This is a genomic window from Lewinella cohaerens DSM 23179 (assembly GCF_000379805.1).
Taxonomy (GTDB): domain Bacteria; phylum Bacteroidota; class Bacteroidia; order Chitinophagales; family Saprospiraceae; genus Lewinella; species Lewinella cohaerens.
In genome coordinates, this window is sequence record NZ_KB903536.1 from 96912 (window position 1) to 114997 (window position 18086).

Sequence of the window (18086 nt, forward strand, 5' to 3'; positions counted from 1 at the left end):
TATAAGACTTGTTTTATAACACCTCCTATAAAACCAAAACTGTGCCAAATAACAATAATGAAGTTAATGCTTGATAATCCTTCGGGCTACAGTACTACCATTATGCATCAATTGTAAGTTGTAAACGCCCGCAGGCAAACGACCTACATCAAGGCTATTCCCTACCACATTTCCTGTTTGTAATAACTGCCCCTGAAGGTTGAACAAGCGATAACGCTTTGGCTCCAAGTCGCTAAACTGCCAGTAAAGACGGTCTTCTACCGGGTTAGGAAAAAGCTTTATGCCCTGAGCCCAAACCGGCTCTTCCGTTGCGACAGAGACATCATTGACCTGAATGCGAACATCCTGAGCGCCTAGGTCTACTTCCGTTCCATCAGTGAGATACGCTTTGATATTGCGAAACCGCAAAAAAGTCTCATCACTAGGGAGTAACTCCTGAGGAACATCTAACATCCTCAACTGCAACAAGAATAAAGTCTGAGGCTCAATATAAGCTTCTTCATCACGCAGAAAAAACGCATACTCTACCTCTCCGTTGAATTCTCCATTGGGGCTAAGCCATTTCATTTGCGTCTCCAGCCATCCGCTGTTCATTGTCGTAAAGTTGGCAAAATACAGTGGATCATATTCCAGCGTAAAGGCAATACCTCTTAGGTCATCTACATCCGTTTCCAGCTTGATACGCCCGAAAAAGGATTCTCCCGGACTCAGGTTTTCTAAACTCGTATTTGCGCCCGATCGCACGAAAGTGATATCATCTCCTAGCGGGTATTCAAAAACGGGCTGATATGCAGGGTGAGTAAAATGGTAATGATGAAAAATTTTATCGGCATCCTCCAGCGTACAACTCCCGTCTCCATTGGCATCAAGGTGCTTGGCGTCTACACCGTTGAATTGACTAAAACCCCAGCTATCGCCGCCTTGAGGCGTCCAATTGTAGGGGCCTACACGGTTGTTACCACTATTGGTTAAACCAAAACCCAGCGCCAGAATATCTTCATGGTTCGCAATACCATCAGCATTAAGGTCACCAGACCAGATACAATCTTCATTACAAACGGTCACTTGATTACACATTTCAGCAAACGAATTGTCATACATCATTTGTAAAGCAGCAACACCGTCATACATTTCATTGACATTGCCTAAATTATCAGCACCGGGCGTACGATGAAACGAATAGGCGATATCAACTGTAAACACTGCTCCTGAAGGGAATAAACCTGGACCATCAATATTGCCGAGCGCTCTGCGATCAAAAGAACCAAGATCCATGCTGTTTTCCGACCAGCCCCCTGCATCATTAGGATTATCAGGAAAAGCGAAATTGACCACCTCTGTGCTATTGGGGTTATAGCCATCTCCTCCCTGGGTGAGCGGAGTGCCATCTCTGAAACGATTGTTTAAAAAATTGGAATAGCCCGCGATTGTTTGCGGATCATCTGTTCCCGGATTCCCAGGTATAAAAGAGGGGTTATTCATGTACATAAACCCATCAAGCGGCTGACTCATGACGGTAATGGCCTGCACCGGTGCATTCTCCCCAGCATTGGGAATGTTATCACAATTGACATCATTGGGGAATTTGTTATAAACATAAAAGGTATTAAGAGCAGGAGCACTGCCTATATAATCATCCACAAAACAGCCCAAATCGAAATCGGTATAAAGACCCATTCTAAAATTCGTATAAGGATCATTTCCTCGGTTAATCACCTTAAAAGACGTGAAAATACTATTGCTCAACACTCGACTATCGGTGCAGTTAAAAGCCCAGGCCAAAAGCTGAATTTCGGCTTTCATTTGCACCAAACTTCCACTTTCGTATGGCTCATTACCTACGGTATTAAATACAGACCAGACGATTTGGTCAGGAACAATAGCTGATTGGGGCACGTAAGGATACTCTCCTTGTAATGGTTGATAGATACCGTCGGCATTGATATCGAAAAACGGCGCAAATCCCTGTGGAGAATTGGGTAGATCAAACCCATTCGTCGCAAAGAACTGTGCATTGCCCAGCCCCGGCCAACCAAGAATAGCGGACTGAGGGTTATCAATCACTCCATTGTCCTGAAAATCGGCAAGGTGCGCTTCGATTTGGTAACGATAGACCGACCATGCGCGGTCATAATTCCCACAAACATCAAAACTAACGGTACCGTCTTCGCTCACGGGGCCAGGATAGTAATCGTTGTTGCCAGCCGCCGCTCCAAAGGTAGCAATCGCTAATGTCAAATCACCATTGCTGTCTTCGGCTCCCAGCCACAAGCCTTGTGTAAAAATAGTGGCAAAGCCGCCATCAGGTCCTTCAATCCTGAATTGTGAATCTTCACCATCCCAAAATAAGCTACCAGAGGCCGGAATGAGGGTTCGGATATTATTTGCGTGGAGATAGGCCCCATTTGTCAGGGTTGGATTGTCACAGGCATTGGCCTGTAAAACAGCACACCAAAGGAGCATAAAAAAAGCAGAGATGGTAGTTCTTAACAACATAGCGCACAGTATTTAGATGATTTACTTTCTAAATTACTGGCCAATATCACACTACTCAAGCGCTACTTCACCAACCCTGCTTTTCACTGTGTGAGAGCGACTTATTACTTAAAAAGCGTTAGGATACTGTAACTGGTACAGTATCCCAAACGCTTATCCATACACGTATCAAAACGAATGATTTAGAGCTTGTTCATCTCTTAATGAACAATTAATTTCCCGGTGTTTAGCACACCTTTATTGTTTCTGATCTGGTAAAAGTAGATGCCTGCCAAGAGGTTTCCACGATCCAATTGATGCTTGCTGCCAATAAACTGTTCGTTGCGTACAGCTTTACCTGTAGCATCGAAAAGAACAAGCTCTAAAGCTCCGAGGTCGTCACCAACAACCTCCAAGGTCGTCATGGTCGTAAATGGATTCGGATATGCTTTGACGGCTGCCAGAGGTGACAACACCTCTCCCACTTCTACCATAATGAAGCCTTCGCCAATGGTATGAAAGGTAGTATTGGTAATAATTGCCGGATTGAAATCAAAGTAGATGGCCGCTGAATTTTCGATCCGTGTGTCGTTGGGCAAATCCTTCTGCTGCTCAATCGAGAACCTTACGTAACCATGTGATGCTGGCTCATTGGTCGTACTATCCGGCAAAGCGATATTATTGAACGTAAACCGGGCAATCCCCTCCCCTAGCAGCTCAAAATCATAAGGGTGACTGCTATTGCCAGGCTTTATCGTCGCAGGGTCGAGGTGCTCCGACAGTCGGTCTACAATCACAACCTGGTTGGCTTCCGCGGTTCCTGTATTCTGAAATTTGATCACATAGTCAATCCCGGTATTCGGTTTAACAAAATGGTCGGTATCGTAGCCAATGGGGTAAGCTTGCTTAATATTGGGATCATAAGCCGCTAATACCTCTGTACAAGTAAGAGCCACAAAATAATCTTCATCATCGGTTGGGTATTGATTGACATATCCCAGGCTTACTTCACCATTCTCTCCTGCACCACAAGCTTCAATGAAGGCACTTGGCATCGACATTCCGGGGTGGTTGGCAACCTGCGGGCTCTCTATTCGGTAAAAACTACCATCGGCCAACTGAGGAATGACAACCGACTCTCCTGGCGCCAACGGACCATAATTTTGCCCTTGCAACATGATCACATGGTCTTCTATAACCGTGTATTGAAGTGCTTCAAGCATGGCTTCTTCGCCTACATTTTCAATCTTCAATTCCACCTCATCATCATTACAGGTTGCTGACAAGTGAACACTTGCACCCGACCACAATGGGTTAACAGGCAAACAACTCGTATCTGGAAAAATGAGGGCTTCTACACAAAGGGATTGCCCCATCAATTCAATCGAACAACCCACTTGCACAGCAATGGAGAAACTTGTTGAGGTCAAAAAGTCCATATCACCAACCTCAAAAGAGTAGGTATTTTCTCCGATGAGGGTATAAGGCACCGTTGCACTCAATAAGGTCAGGCTATCCGCTAGAGTGACCTCTACGTAAACATCTTCGGCCAGTTCTGTTCCCTGATTGGCACAAAAGACATTTATCGTCGACTGCTCACACAAACGGAAACCATAGTTATTGACTTGCACCTCCATCAATGGGCACTGTTCGATACTCTGCACGGCAAAATCTACCTCGCTGCTGTCTACCACTGTTACCATCACATCATTGGTACAAGCCGTCCAGTAATCATTGGCCACAGTCAGTGACACCTCGTAATCATCAGGCGTAACTTCCATTCTGTATTGGCCATCAGCATCGGCAGCTGCGTAAAAGGTGCCAGTACTCCCCGCTGCTGAGACGATCCAGTTTTCCAAGCCTTGCTCAACTGTAGTAGGTATGCAGTCTTCATCGAGGTCGTATTTTACCTGGCCGTAAATGAAATTCGCCAAGGAATTCCCTTCCTCATCCGTTTTGATAATATACAAACTCTGGTCTTCCCCCATACCGTTAGCGCCACCGGCAATGATATAGCCGCCGTCGGGCGTCTGCTTAAGGTCCAGCCCATTATCACCAAATGCTCCTCCGTAAATTTGCTCCCACTCGACATTGCCGTTTTCATCCATTTTCACGAGATGTATGTCTTCTTCAGCTCCCTGGGTATTGCCCAGAAAAGCGAAACCATTATCGCTGGTACGAATCAAGGAAGTGGTATAACCAAAGGGATAGTCAGCAGCAGGTAATACCTGTTGCCAAATAGAGCTTCCCATGTCGTCAATCTTGAGTAAAACATAATCGTAGTCCATATTTCTACCCAGTAAAACAATGGTGCCATCAGCTGCATTTACGATGTGCTTTACTTGCATATCTGTATCCAAACTCCCCATCCACTGAAGATTACCATTCACATCTACCTTCCTGGCATCAGTTATGATCGGGTTATTGACTGTAAACCAATTTGACGATGCTATTGAAAAGAAGCCTCCATCGGCTGTCTCTACTAGCGAATAGTCATAAATATTATTTTCAGGTAAAGTTATTCCGACCGTTTTCCAAAGGACATCTCCTGCCTCCGTTATTTTCGAAATATAAGGACGCACATCACCAGTTGAGGTGCTTCCTTGTGATCCTACAAAAACGTAGTCTCCGTCGGTACTTTGTAGTAAATCCGTTATCGTTTCATTACCAAATAAATATCCCGGCGGACGATACGTCCACAAAACATTTCCGGTCGCATCAAACTTCCTAACGAAGACATCTTCCTCTGGCGGGCTTGTCCCTCCCAACCTCGCACCGTAGACGAAGTTATCATCCGTACTCCGAATAATACCTCCGCCAGCAAAGGGCACATCAATAAGGTTGGTGATGATACCGTCACTATCTGTAAATAAAAATTTCGGTGCATTTTCTACCGAAGCAGCAAACAAGTAACTGCCATCATCTTCTAAAAAAACCTGGTTGGCCGCAGAGTAAGAATAGTCTGCTACTCCTCCTGGAGGGAAGTAGATTCGCTCCCATCCCTGACCATCCAGAAGGGTTCCCAAAAACAGGAAAGGCAGTAGCAAAAGCACGTATTTGTTCATCTTATTTTTCATAGCTCACAAGGATTTGTTTTCGTTCTATACAAAGGTGCCACTCCTATACCCTGTTTTCAATTACGTTTTTATTAATTTGCATCAAAAAAATATAATAATATTTACTCAAATAGATCAAAATCAGTATTTTATGTTATTAATTTGTCTCAATTATTTTATACAAAATGCACAAAAGTCGTCTTTTTGAAGTGTTTTCCGCCCTGGATCAGCAAAACATCAAGGAATTGAAGAAGTTTGTTGCTTCACCTTTTGTTAATCAAAGGGAGCATGTCGTATTGCTGTATTCCTTTTTAGTGCGCGAAAAAAAGCGCGGCCAACAGTCTCCCGACCGAAGAGAAGCCTTTGCCTTCATCTGGCCCAATCTCCCCTACGATGACCACAAGCTGAGGCTAAGTATGAGTTTGCTGCTCAAAGCCATTGAACAATACCTCGTTTGGCAAAAAACCAACGAAGACCAGGTAAATGTAAAACTAAAACTTAGTCAAGCTTATCGGCAACTGGGCCTAAACCGCCATTTTGTAAAAACAATTACCGAAGTTCAATCGATGCAGCAAAGTCAGGCGCTCCGTCATGCTGAATACTACCAAAATCGCTACTCCTTTTATCTGGAGCAGTATCATTTCAATGCCGAACAAAACCGCATGGAAGGCTTACAGTTGGAAGAGGTACAGGAGAACCTAGATATTTCCTACCTGGCTTCCAAGTTGCGACAAAGTTGTTTGATCCTCTCTCATCAAGCCATTTACAAGAAAGAATATGATTTCGGGATGCTGAATGCCGTGATCAACTACATCGAAGATCATGCCTACCTTCAACACCCGGCCATTTCTATTTACTACCATGTCTACAAAGCGCTTACTACAGAGGGGGACAATGATCATTTCAGCCAGTTCAAAGCACTGATTTTTGCCCATCAGGAACAGTTCCCCAAAGATGAAATACGAGACTTGTTTTTGCTGGCCGCCAACTACTGTATCAAACAGCTGAATCGAGGCCGCCATCATTTTGCCAAAGAAGGATTGGAAATTTACAAGGAAGGATTAAAAAACGACATACTCTTGCGGAATGGGGTGCTTTCCAACTTCACCTATAGTAATATTGTAGCCAAGGCCATTGTTATCAAAGATTTCAAGTGGGCCGCACAGTTTGTCCAGGATTACAAACCCAGGTTGGAACCCAAACACCGGAAAAACAGCTACTCATTCAACCTGGCATGGCTAGAATATGAACAAAAAAACTACGACCAGGCATTGACCCTGCTCAATAAAACCAACTTCACCGATCTGTTGCTGAACATTGCTGCCAAGACGATTGCCATGAAAATTTATTACGAACTTGATGCTTTCGACTTGCTCTCTTCTCACCTTGATGCCATGCATATTTTCCTGCACCGGAAAAAGATATTGGCCAGCCATAAAAAGAACTACCTCAACACGATAAAATACCTCAGAAAGATCATCGATTTACCTCTTGCTGATAAGCAAAAGCGGCTTCAACTACAAGAAGAGATCAGGAGTGTAGCTATTATTGCTGAAAAAAAGTGGTTGTTACGGCAGCTGGAGTAAGAACCTGTACTTAAATCAAACTTGCAAAAACACGTGCTTTAATCTCCGGCCACTCTTCCTTTAAAATACTATAATAAACAGTGCTACGGCGGAAACCATCCGTCATCAAGGTGTGGCTCCTCAAGGTGCCTTCAAAGGTAGCACCAATACCTTCCATACCGCGACGGGATTGTTCATTGCGGCTATCAGCCTTGAACTCTACTCGCTCGAAACCCAGTGTTTCAAAGGCATAGCGCAGCATCAGGAACTTGTTCGCTCGATTTAGGCCAGTGCGTTGGAGTTCTTTGTCAATCCAGGTCCAGCCAATCTCTAAGCGAAGATTCGCATTGGAGATATTCCCAAAACTGGTGCTCCCCACATAGCGTTGGCTAGGTTTGTCATAAATTACAAAAGGGTAACGCTCTTCCAGTGCCCGACCAATCAGTGCGGCTCCCAAGTAAGCTTTCAGGCTTTCCTCGTCACCAAACCTGGAAGGAGAATACGTTAGCAAATCTGGCTGCTCCAAAGCAATGGGCAACAAATGAGGCAGGTGATCCTCTGTTAACGGTTCCAGGCGAACACGCTCATTTTCCAAAACAATTTCCGGTTCAAAATCGAATTCCATGGTACAGGTAAATTTGAGATGCTAAGAAAAGGTTAATTCCTGAATGTTTTACAGCACATCCGGTTAAATCATGATTTCCTTATAAAAACAAGACCTATGAAAAGCTTAACCTTCGTTTTTTGCCTGCTGACTACGGTATTTCTGCAAGCTCAGTCCACAGAAACGATCCCCCGCCTTCTAGTTGGAATAGAAGCTAACGCTCATCTTGAGGACGTAACCAATAGAAGTAACAACCTCGGCTTTGTAGGTATTGGTCTCAGTATTGAAAAGCCCATCGGACAGTTTTCGATAGGCACGGCCCTTATTCGGCAACGTTTTGGGCCGCAAACCTTTCGTCAATTTACTGGCGAGGTTAAGCCCAACGAGGGGCTAGNGCCAGATATTTACACTTTTAGGTACCAGCAAAAAAATATTTCTTTTTGGAATATCCCTCTACGTTTACAGTATCGATTGCCTTGTAATTGTGTTTACGTTCAGGCGGGCCTCCAAACCAGCATCAGCGACCTCAAGGGAACACCAGGAGATGTACCTTATACCAATCCCTCCTTTTTTGCACCTGGGCCTAGCCCTTACGCCTTGAACAGCATCAGCAAAATAAGCGTGGGCTACGAAATGGCAATTGGATTAAACTTCCACTTATCCGAAAACTGGAAACTGAATAGCCGCCTCAACTATACGTATTACGGTTACTTCAAGGATACCCCAGAAGCGTACCGTAGATTAGGGGACACTTTTATGGGGCTCAACATTGGCCTACAGCGAGCTATTTATTAAAACACTAAAAAAACTGATCATAGCGTATTACCTTTGCGCGGCTTTTAGGGGTGCTGGGTCACTGGACGAATGTGTCTATACCTGGCTGAGATCATACCCTTTGGTTTTAAGTGGGAAGTCAGAAATCGGAAGTCGGAAGTATTCAGCCCTTTACAGTGCCTATACAATTCCGAATTCCTACCTCCCAATTCCCACTTTGAAACCAGGAACCTGCCCGGATAATGCCGGGAAGGGAAACCTTGTGTAAATGTTGAATTGTAGGTGTAAACGTTATAAACCCTTACACCTTTACACCATTCAACTTTTACACCTGTTCAGGGTGTGAGGTAAGTAATCCCGCGTTCTACCCCGGAATAGCGGCTGTTCATTTACCCACAATTTTTTTTGATCATGTTTTTTATTTCATCTTTTCTACGGCGCGGCCTATCGCTCGCCCTTTTCCTTTTTTGTAATACGCTTTTGTTATTGGGCCAAACGTCCTTTACGGGTCAGGTGACTGATGATCGTGGAGAACCTTTGATTGGCGCCAACCTTTTTGTACCCGACCTGGATCGCGGTACAGCTACCGACGACCGTGGCTTTTTTGACTTGGGGCAGTTACCCAAACAGGATGTCAAGGTAGTGATCAGCTACGTTGGTTACCAAACAAGGCAACTCAACATTAATAGTAGTCAACGATCACCGATGACGATTACGTTGAAAGAAGACCCCGTCTTCACCGGCGAAGTGATCGTCTCCGCTACGCGTGCAGATGAGCGGACGCCTATGACCTATTCCACCGTTAACCGGGAAACACTCCAGCAAAACAACCTTGGGCAGGATGTGCCTTTTGTACTGCGTTGGACACCTTCGACGGTCGTCACTTCGGATGCAGGTACTGGTGTTGGCTATACAGGCATTTGGATTCGCGGCACCGACCCTACTCGTATCAACATCACCGTGAACGGCATTCCGCTCAATGATTCGGAAAGTCAGGGCGTATTTTGGGTGAATATGCCCGATTTTACTTCTTCTACCGAAGATGTACAAATTCAACGAGGCGTCGGTGCTTCCACCAATGGCGCAGGGGCTTTTGGTGCTACCATCAACCTCAACACTAGCAAGGTTTACAAAAAGGCTTACGCTTCTACAGACCTTACCGCTGGTAGTTTTGGTACCCTCAAGGGTAACCTTCGCTTTGGCACGGGATTGCTGGACAACGGCTTTACCGTCGACGGTCGGCTTTCCCGCATTACCTCCGATGGTTACATTGACCGAGCTTCGGCAGACCTTTCTTCCTGGTACCTCTCTGGTGCCTGGATTGGAGAACGTTCTTCGGTGCGCCTCAATGCTTTTAGTGGTAGCGAGGTCACCTACCAAGCATGGAATGGTGTAGATGCCGGCCTGGTTGATTTTCCCGAAACCCGCACTATCAATACCGCAGGCACCGAAAAAGAAGGCGAGCCTTACGACAACGAAGTCGACGATTATGGCCAAACTCACTTGCAACTACTCTTCAACCACGAACTCAATGAGCAGTGGTACCTCAACCTGGCAGGCCATTACACCCTGGGCCAGGGTTTCTTTGAGCAGTACAAGGCAGGGGAAGACTTTGCCGATTACGGCCTCTCTCCTATCGTGCTTGGTGGCGAAACGATCAATACTACTGATTTGATTCGCCGCCGTTGGTTGGACAACGATTTCTACGGTGCTACGTACAGCCTGCATTATAATGGCAGCGACCAGCGCCTGCGGGCGACCCTCGGTGGAGGCTACCACATTTACCAGGGCGCTCACTTTGGGGAGATCATCTGGGCACGCTACGCCGCGGAAAGTGAAATTCGTGACCGCTACTACGACAATGATGCCGAGAAGCGAGATTTCAATATTTTCGCCAAAGTCAACTACGCGCTAAATGATCGTTGGGACACCTATTTAGACCTCCAATTACGTACAGTGAGTTATGATTTCCTTGGCGTCAACAACGATGGCACCCAAGTAGATCAATCGGCGGATTTGAGCTTCTTCAATCCCAAAGTGGGTATCCAATACCGCCCCAATGAAAGCCAGAGTGCTTATGCCAGCTTTGCCGTAGCGCAGCGCGAACCTAACCGCAATGACTTTGTGGGCAGCACTGCCGAAAACCGCCCCGAAGCCGAAAAGCTCTACAACCTGGAAGCAGGCTGGGAACAAAACTGGACAAAAGCGACAGTGCAAGCCAACGTTTACTATATGTACTACCAGGATCAGCTGGTATTGAATGGCCAGATCAATGATGTGGGCGAGCTCTTGCGCACCAATGTTGACGAGAGCTACCGCCTGGGCCTTGAACTAGTAGCTGGCGGCGAAGTAGCGCCTAACCTGACCTTGCAGGGGAACGTAACACTGAGTCAAAACAGAGTGATCAGCTTTACCGAATTTGTAGATGATTACGATGCAGACTTCAACTGGATCGGCCAGCAGGGCATCAAACGTGAGGATACCGACTTGGCTTTCTCGCCTAATGTGTTGGGTGCCGCGGAGTTGCGCTACGACTTTCTGCCGCAGGCCGCACGCCATGACTTATCCTTGGCCTTGCGCGGAAAATATGTTGGCCGTCGCTACCTCGACAACAGTGCTGATGAAGCCAATAGCCTAAATCCGTATTTCTTTAGCGACTGGCAACTACAATACACGATTAAACCAAGTGGGCTACGGGCGATTCGACTGAATTTCCAGGTCTTGAATTGGCTGGATCAGTTGTATGAATCCAATGGCTGGTCGTACCGCTACTTTCTTGGTGGCGATGCCCAATTACTCCAAGGATTGTACCCTCAGGCTGGGCGCCAGCTGATGTTGGGATTGGGAATTGATTTTTAGCCCCTTTTCTATACGGCTCCGTAAGGCAGGAATCCTGCCTTACGGAGCTATTTTTCTCTAAAAACATATTCATAAACCCACTTGGATTCAAGCTCTCCGTTGATGGTTTCAGTCCTGTACAGAAGTAGTCCATTTTCATTCTGATAGGAATCTACTTTTACCACATCACCCCTTTTCAGACGAGCCTCTCCTCCTCTGTTATATCGCCGAGATTCCGACACAACAACAATCCCATTGTCCGTTTTCGTAGTAGATTGATCTATGACTTCAAATAACGCTTCCACACTACTTGTCCTGTTTCCTTCGCGGTCAAACCTTACTACCCTTTTATCCCCAACCAAAACCTTAATTCTTTTGATTTCACCATTCTTGTAGTACTTAAACAACGTATGCAACAACATTTCATCCTTATGAAATATTTGAGCTTTTTTTAAGCGCCCATCCTTTGTGAACTCATCTATGCTGTAACTATCCATTTCTTGTCCTTCAGCATCATAACTCGTAGTGATAGTTCTGTTTCCCTTGTGAACTATTTGGCTCGTTACTGCGATCGAATCATTGAATAAGGTTACCCGCTTAGTTGTAGTACTGTCGTTTAAATATTCAAAAAGGTATACTGTCTTTATCTCGTCTTCGAAAAAGGTACGGCGCAAGGGATACCCCAATACGTTAAACTCCTCTTGGCGGGATAATGTCTTGTCTACTGCTACCCCATCTTTAAGGACGACAAAAGTAGACTTGATAGCTACGTTATTCTGATAAGCAGCCTTGTTTTGATAAGGAATTTGCCCATAAATGACAAGGACACAAAACACTTGAATGAAAACAAAAAATAAGAGACGCATGATTCCTTGATTTGGTAAGCTGATAAATCTTGTATTTATTGAACTATATACTCCCTGGAAACTGACTAAACAAATAGGTAATCAACAACAACATTGGCAGAATAGAAAAATATACATAGTATTTCCTGGCACCCGTTTTTCGTACTTGAATGATCCACCGGATATGCAAAAGCAGCCAGCCGATGGTAATTGGAAATATAAAAATCAGCAAATAAATAGCAGCCGTCATTTTATTCCAATCGCCAGTATACCGCCTGGTCCAGAGCTGTGGTTTTAAACGATGGCTATTAATAAATATCTGCCAAGTTTCTTCTTGATCAAATGTTGAAACCTCACTATTGAGTTCATCAATAACGAAGTACGTTGCCTCTTGATCTCGACCTAAAGCACCAACAATGTGATCTTTGTAAAAATACCACTCATCTGGCATCGCTAAAGAAGTACCATCCTTGAGTACAATGGATGGGTCTGGGCCATCTATAAACTGGGTGGCATTTTTTGTCTCTCTCTGCCAATATCCTGCCATGAGCGCAAAGGCTTCATGCGCAAAACCAAAAGCAATTAAAAACAGGAGAACACGGTATTCTTTCATTTTTACTTCAAAAAAGGACGTTTTTGAGACTGATGAACTTCTTCCAACCAATAAATCTTGAGAAGGTCCAACAAGCGAAGATTAGGTTGATGCTGCTGCAATAATTGCTCTTCCCATAGGCTGCTTTTTCTTTTCAGGAAAGGCATTACCAACTGTAGTAATCCCGTACGATGCAAGCGTATCCACCATCGCAATGCTTGTGTTTGCAGAGTGGGGTTTTGCCGATGTAGCTGGTAGAGGTTTTGAATGGCAATACGTTGTTTCTCTAACCAGCGGTCTGCTTCATCGAGGCCAATATGAAGAACAGGGTTATCGACGTGCATAATTTCAATAGCTGCGGCCTGAAGTTGAAACCCAAAAAGCGTGTCTTCGTGGCCGTAGGTTGTAACCGTTTCATTAAAAGGAATAGTTTGCATCACAGCTTTAGGTACGACAAAATTGTTGGTCATAAAACCAGCATAGGGCTGCTGACGGCGTGTTTTCGCTGGCCGAACTTCTCGTTGTGTGCCGTACCACCAATGCAGGTGGAAGGACGCTGCCAAAGGCTTAGGCAAGTAAGTGCGCCCTCCGCAAAGTACCCGATCAGGCGCTAGTTGTGCTACATAAATTGCTAGAAAATCATCATGATCAATACCACTGTCACTGTCGAGAAAAAGTAGGTATTCATACTGAGCTTGTTGGCAAAGCAAGTTCCTTATTTTGGCGCGGCCTACATTGTGAGGAAGTTCCTGATAGTGTACGCCTGATAGTTGAGCCAAGCGACGGTTTTTGGCCAACCAATTGGCTGGAGAAGCATCATCAAGCAAGCGAATCTCCCAAGCTTGAGAGAGCTCACAAGCTTGCCGGTGTAAAGTGTGTACGAGTGCTCCTACATCATAAGCATAAACAGGAATCAGGATGCTAAGCATGTTAGGGAATAAAAAGATTAGGGTTCAACTGCGCCTTCGGTTCTGATTTGGGTAGGGTAAAACAGAAACAAGAACCATTATCATCGGCAGATTCATACCATATTTCCCCATCATAACTTTCTATGATCGTTTTGCAGATAGATAAGCCCAAGCCGGAGCCACTCTTGCTGCGGTTATGCAAACGGAAAAAAGGTTTGAAAATATTTTTTTGATGATCAACGGGAATTCCCATACCATTGTCACAAACGATGAATACCAACTGCTCTTCTCGGTCTTCTAATTTGATAGTAATCCGAGGTTCTCTATCAGGAGATTGGTATTTTATTGCGTTATGGACCAGGTTGAAAAAGATTTGTTCCACCTCGGTACGATTCGCCTTAAGCGTGGCTGGCGTGGTGAGGAGAACATCACCTCGGGCTTCTTCGATATCCGTTTTTAGTTGTTGTTTGACACTGCTAATGACTTCATCTAATGGGAAGCGACTAATTACGGTATCATTCCCCCCCAGATTGCTGTAATGAAGCAAGTCATCTAGCATTTTGCGCATCCGCTTGCCACTGGTTGCAGCTTCCTGGAGGTGTACCTGAGCCTGGGGTGGATTTTCGGCCAGTTCTATACTTGCCAACTGGGTAAAGCTGGTAATATTGCGGAGTGATTCTTTGAGGTCATGCCCTGTAGCGAAAGAAAATTGACTCAGTTTACTACTTGCAATGTTAAGTTTTTGATTGGAGCTGGCAAGTTCTATATTCTTCGACTCCATTTCTTGATTTACGACGATTACCTCTTTCTTAGCTTTGGTTTCCCTGTTTTTTGCGACAAATAAAAGGAGCGCAAGAATTGTAATAAGCCCTGCCGTTATTTTTAGCCAGAAGACCCATTTTTCAGAAAGTTCGAGTTTCTGCTTGGTAAGCTTATGTTCGTATTGTTGGGTGTTTAATTGGACGTCATAGATGGCTTGCAGGCCAACGTATTGTTTTTTGTGCTCTGTACTTTCAATTAATTTACTGAATTCTGTAAATTTTTTATAATGGTAAGCTGCTCCTTGATCATCTCCTAATTTACCGGCAGCTTTAGCCCTTACATCATGAGCATCACGGATATTTTCCAGAGGAATGTTATCATTTTTGTCTGCAATAGAAAGGGCTTCATCCGTATTAGCAATAGCATCAAAAAATCTACCTTCTTGGAAGAATAGTTCGGCTTGATGTGCTAAAACGCCAACTTTTACGTCTGGTTTTGGCAATGTAGTATTTAATAAATCCAAGGCCATCTTAAAATGATCTCTGGCCGCCTCTCTGGATTTCAACTGCAAATACGACTGGCCCATTACATCATAAATGTTAGGTAAGTAATAATTAAAGCCTCCTTTATCAGAAAATTCAACGCTCTTCTGCAAATAAATAAGCGCTTCGTTATAATTTGAATCACGTTCTTCAACGGTCCCCAATGTGTAATTAAGCACCAATAGGCGTCGATACTCTTCTTCGGGAGCAACCTCTATACCTCTCTTGAGTGTTTCCCGAGCTTTGTCAAATTGATAAATGGTATTATAAAAAGCACCAAGATTATTGTAGGTCGAAATCAGATCACGGGCAGTTATTCCTGGATAATTGAGTGCGAGTAGGCTATCTTTCAGATTACGAGCAAGAAGATAATTCTTAAGGGCTGCTGGGTAATCTTCTTCCTTATGGTAAACCTGCCCCAGGTTATGGCCGTTTTTAGCTACTTGTACCAAGTCACCGAGCTCGAGGGAAAGCTTTCTAGACGCTTCAAAATCGGTTGCTGCTGCTTCTAAATTTCGGTTGGCATAAAGGCGGGCCAAACCTCGTGCATTGTAAGCCCGTGCTCTCCCTTTGTTGTTTTTAAGCTGAAGGAATATTTCTAAACCTTTATTTATGTTTTCGAGCGCAGGTTCAAATTGTCCCGTAATATCATAAACCTCACCTAAGGAAACGTATGCATTTCCTTCCAGGTATTTATAATTTCCAAGCTTAGCTTGTTCAAGGGCTCGCTCTCCCACAAAAAATGCTGAATCTGCATTTACGTTAGCATACGCACCAGCAAGGGAAGAGAGGGTTTCAATCTTTACAGAATCATTCGTCGCATCCTTGTATTCTTGCAACAATTCAGGAACAGACCGACCTAGTGTTTGTGAAATGCCTAAAACCATCCAGCAAAGAAAAATGGTGGATAGTAATATTCGCCGGAATAATAGCGAGGTGTTGTGGATCAAAATCACTTCGTTTTGGGTTATGACTCTCTATTGGGTTGTTCCTGATTAGTGCTCATTTACAGGCTTGTAAGGGACTACATTTTTTGCCAAAGAGCAATAATAAGGGGCCAATAGGAATACATCATCAACTATTGCACAGTACCCGTAAAGCTAATGTTTTTTTTTGAAAGTTGACCCCGGATAAAACTTTACCTTTGTGGGCAACAATTGCAGCATTTCTTTGTTTTCAGTGTAAATTGAAAATTCAGAAACCAGCTACGCTTTAGCGACCGAAGAATAAAGTTTACCATTATGACCACGAGTACAGGAATAGCCACCTTGTTATCCGATCCTCAATTAGAAGGAAAATGGCGAGCAATCGCCCAAAAAGTAGCAGATCAGGAACGTATCACTCCTGAAGAGGGACAGCTATTGTTTGAAGAAGCATCATTAGGCTACTTAGGAGTACTGGCCAATACGATCAGAGAACGGCGACACGGCGACAAAACCTATTTTAATAGGAATTTTCATATTGAACCGACCAATGTCTGTTTATATACGTGTACTTTTTGTTCCTATTCACGCTTGATCAAGCAACGCTCTGATGGCTGGGAATATTCACTGGAAGAGATTTTAGATATCGTTAAAGGCTATGATGATCAACCTGTTACGGAAGTTCACATCGTAGGCGGTGTTTTACCGCAGTATGATATTGAGTTTTATTCCAACCTTTTCAAGGCTATTAGGGCACACCGTCCGGAGCTACATATCAAAGCCCTTACACCGGTAGAGTATCACTACATTTTCAAGAAAGGTAAGGTGAGCTATGAAGAAGGTATGCGCCTAATGAAAGAGGCTGGCCTTGATTCTATGCCCGGTGGAGGTGCTGAAATTTTTCATCCTGAGATTCGTGACGAAATAGCAGGAGGCAAATGTAGCGGAGAAGAATGGTTACGGATTCACGAAATATGGCACGAATTGGGGCAGCGTTCCAATGCAACCATGCTTTATGGCCATGTCGAAAAATATGAGCATCGAGTTGACCACCTTGAGCAACTCCGACAGTTACAGGATAAGACGGGCGGCTTTCAAACTTTTATCCCGCTAAAGTTTCGTAACCAAGGAAACCAGATGTCGCATATCGCGGAAAGTACCGTTGTTGAAGACTTACGCAATTACGCCATCAGCCGCATTTACTTGGACAATTTTGATCATATCAAAGCCTATTGGCCGATGATTGGAAGGGAGATCGCTCAGTTGTCTATGGCCTATGGTGTAGATGATATTGATGGAACCATTGATGACACTACGAAGATTTACTCAATGGCCGGTTCGGAAGAACAAACCCCCGCACTGAGTACGGAACAACTGGTGAAGCTCATTCGTGCGGTGGGCCGCAAGCCTATCGAACGAGATACACTTTATGGAGTAGTGAAAGACTATACCGATGAAGTGTTTGAAGATGACAAACAGTTTCGTGGATATGTGAGCCTGCCGGTAGTTAATAAATAATTTTTCTGACAATTTTAATGAACCCTCGACCATGGCAGACAAGACCATCTATATTCTTCGGCACGGACAAACGGATTACAACCTGCAGGGTATTGTACAAGGCGGTGGCGTTGATACTTCTTTGAATGCGACAGGCAGGAGTCAAGCTTTAGCCTTTTACAATAAGTACCAGCACCTTCCTTTTGCAAAAGTATTGACTTCAAGTTTGAAGCGTACCCACGAAACAATTGACCCTTTTCTTTCAAAAGGCCTGCAATGGGAGCAACATCCCGAAATCAACGAGATGGGCTGGGGAGACCACGAGGGGAAGGCTGCTACGGAACAAAGTAAAAAAGAGTACGACAGTGTCACTGGTGCTTGGCAGCGCGGAGACTATCATGCAGCGATGCCTAACGGTGAGTCTGCTTTGGAGTTACAACAACGCCTTGAGGTATTTGTGGCGCACTTACAGCAACGGACAGAAGAGCTTCTTCTTGTTTGCTCCCACGGCCGCGCAATGCGTGGGCTAATGTGTGTATTAAAAGCAGAGCCTTTAGCCAATATGAACGACTATTCTCATTCCAACACAGGCCTTTGGATTGCAAAACAGCAAGGCGACCGCTTTGAACTGACACTAGAGAATGATACCAGTCATTTATTGGTGAAGGAAGGGCAACAATGGCGAAGCAAGAGATAGTACGGAAG

General features: G+C 44.5%; 12 protein-coding genes. 5 read left to right on the top strand and 7 right to left on the bottom strand.

Translation table 11 applies throughout. The features are described 5' to 3' along the window. Positions 1 to 63 precede the first annotated feature (63 nt). Positions 64 to 2496: a T9SS type A sorting domain-containing protein gene (locus A3EU_RS0107060; RefSeq protein WP_020535436.1), complete on the bottom strand. Its 2433-nt coding sequence runs from the start codon at positions 2494 to 2496 to the stop codon at positions 64 to 66. A gap of 200 nt (positions 2497 to 2696) precedes the next feature. Continuing rightward, the gene (locus A3EU_RS0107065; RefSeq protein ID WP_020535437.1) at positions 2697 to 5552 is read right to left on the bottom strand and encodes a T9SS type A sorting domain-containing protein; all 2856 of its coding nucleotides are present in this window, start codon (positions 5550 to 5552) and stop codon (positions 2697 to 2699) included. Between the two features lie 164 nt (positions 5553 to 5716). On the opposite strand from A3EU_RS0107065, the gene A3EU_RS0107070 reads away from it, so the two are divergent. After that, positions 5717 to 7117 carry a hypothetical protein gene (locus A3EU_RS0107070; RefSeq protein WP_020535438.1) on the top strand — a complete coding sequence of 467 codons (1401 nt, stop codon included), beginning with the start codon at positions 5717 to 5719 and terminating at the stop codon, positions 7115 to 7117. Between the two features lie 10 nt (positions 7118 to 7127). Here the strand turns inward: A3EU_RS0107070 and A3EU_RS0107075 are convergent, their stop codons facing one another. Next, positions 7128 to 7721 (bottom strand): GNAT family N-acetyltransferase, encoded by a 594-nt coding sequence (locus A3EU_RS0107075; RefSeq protein ID WP_020535439.1) that lies wholly within the window; start codon positions 7719 to 7721, stop codon positions 7128 to 7130. Positions 7722 to 7817: 96 nt separating this feature from the next. Between A3EU_RS0107075 and A3EU_RS0107080 the strand changes: the two genes are divergently transcribed. Together A3EU_RS0107080 and A3EU_RS0107085 are read left to right on the top strand one after the other, a co-directional pair. Next, positions 7818 to 8495 (top strand): outer membrane beta-barrel protein, encoded by a 678-nt coding sequence (locus tag A3EU_RS0107080; protein WP_020535440.1) that lies wholly within the window; start codon positions 7818 to 7820, stop codon positions 8493 to 8495. A 390-nt stretch (positions 8496 to 8885) separates the two neighbouring features. Next, positions 8886 to 11333 (top strand): TonB-dependent receptor, encoded by a 2448-nt coding sequence (locus A3EU_RS0107085; protein ID WP_020535441.1) that lies wholly within the window; start codon positions 8886 to 8888, stop codon positions 11331 to 11333. 47 nt (positions 11334 to 11380) lie between these two features. Here the strand turns inward: A3EU_RS0107085 and A3EU_RS0107090 are convergent, their stop codons facing one another. The 4 genes from A3EU_RS0107090 to A3EU_RS0107105 are packed head-to-tail and all read right to left on the bottom strand — an operon-like array spanning position 11381 to position 15911. Then, entirely contained in the window at positions 11381 to 12178 is a 798-nt protein-coding gene (locus A3EU_RS0107090; protein WP_020535442.1) for a hypothetical protein, read from the bottom strand. A gap of 43 nt (positions 12179 to 12221) precedes the next feature. Next, complete coding sequence (locus A3EU_RS0107095) at positions 12222 to 12770, bottom strand: hypothetical protein (RefSeq protein WP_020535443.1); 549 nt, start codon at positions 12768 to 12770, stop codon at positions 12222 to 12224. A gap of 2 nt (positions 12771 to 12772) precedes the next feature. Further along, a complete protein-coding gene (locus tag A3EU_RS29660; protein ID WP_020535444.1) occupies positions 12773 to 13678 on the bottom strand; it encodes a glycosyltransferase family 2 protein in 906 nt (301 codons plus the stop codon). A 1-nt stretch (position 13679) separates the two neighbouring features. Beyond that, positions 13680 to 15911 carry an ATP-binding protein gene (locus A3EU_RS0107105; RefSeq protein ID WP_156825688.1) on the bottom strand — a complete coding sequence of 744 codons (2232 nt, stop codon included), beginning with the start codon at positions 15909 to 15911 and terminating at the stop codon, positions 13680 to 13682. A gap of 291 nt (positions 15912 to 16202) precedes the next feature. Here A3EU_RS0107105 and mqnE point away from each other — a divergent pair, with 291 nt between their 5' ends. Further along, positions 16203 to 17402 carry an aminofutalosine synthase MqnE gene (gene mqnE / locus A3EU_RS0107110; protein WP_020535446.1) on the top strand — a complete coding sequence of 400 codons (1200 nt, stop codon included), beginning with the start codon at positions 16203 to 16205 and terminating at the stop codon, positions 17400 to 17402. Between the two features lie 31 nt (positions 17403 to 17433). Beyond that, positions 17434 to 18078, top strand: coding sequence for a histidine phosphatase family protein (locus tag A3EU_RS0107115; protein WP_020535447.1), 645 nt, complete (start codon positions 17434 to 17436; stop codon positions 18076 to 18078). The last annotated feature ends 8 nt before the right edge of the window (positions 18079 to 18086 follow it).

Coding starts and splice junctions, on each gene's coding strand:
- mqnE (WP_020535446.1), top strand. CDS start 16,203: ATGACCACGAGTACAGGAATAGCCACCTTGTTATCCGATCCTCAATTA.
- A3EU_RS0107070 (WP_020535438.1), top strand. CDS start 5,717: ATGCACAAAAGTCGTCTTTTTGAAGTGTTTTCCGCCCTGGATCAGCAA.
- A3EU_RS29660 (WP_020535444.1), bottom strand. CDS start 13,678: ATGCTTAGCATCCTGATTCCTGTTTATGCTTATGATGTAGGAGCACTC.
- A3EU_RS0107090 (WP_020535442.1), bottom strand. CDS start 12,178: ATGCGTCTCTTATTTTTTGTTTTCATTCAAGTGTTTTGTGTCCTTGTC.
- A3EU_RS0107075 (WP_020535439.1), bottom strand. CDS start 7,721: ATGGAATTCGATTTTGAACCGGAAATTGTTTTGGAAAATGAGCGTGTT.
- A3EU_RS0107065 (WP_020535437.1), bottom strand. CDS start 5,552: ATGAAAAATAAGATGAACAAATACGTGCTTTTGCTACTGCCTTTCCTG.
- A3EU_RS0107095 (WP_020535443.1), bottom strand. CDS start 12,770: ATGAAAGAATACCGTGTTCTCCTGTTTTTAATTGCTTTTGGTTTTGCG.
- A3EU_RS0107115 (WP_020535447.1), top strand. CDS start 17,434: ATGGCAGACAAGACCATCTATATTCTTCGGCACGGACAAACGGATTAC.
- A3EU_RS0107060 (WP_020535436.1), bottom strand. CDS start 2,496: ATGTTGTTAAGAACTACCATCTCTGCTTTTTTTATGCTCCTTTGGTGT.
- A3EU_RS0107085 (WP_020535441.1), top strand. CDS start 8,886: ATGTTTTTTATTTCATCTTTTCTACGGCGCGGCCTATCGCTCGCCCTT.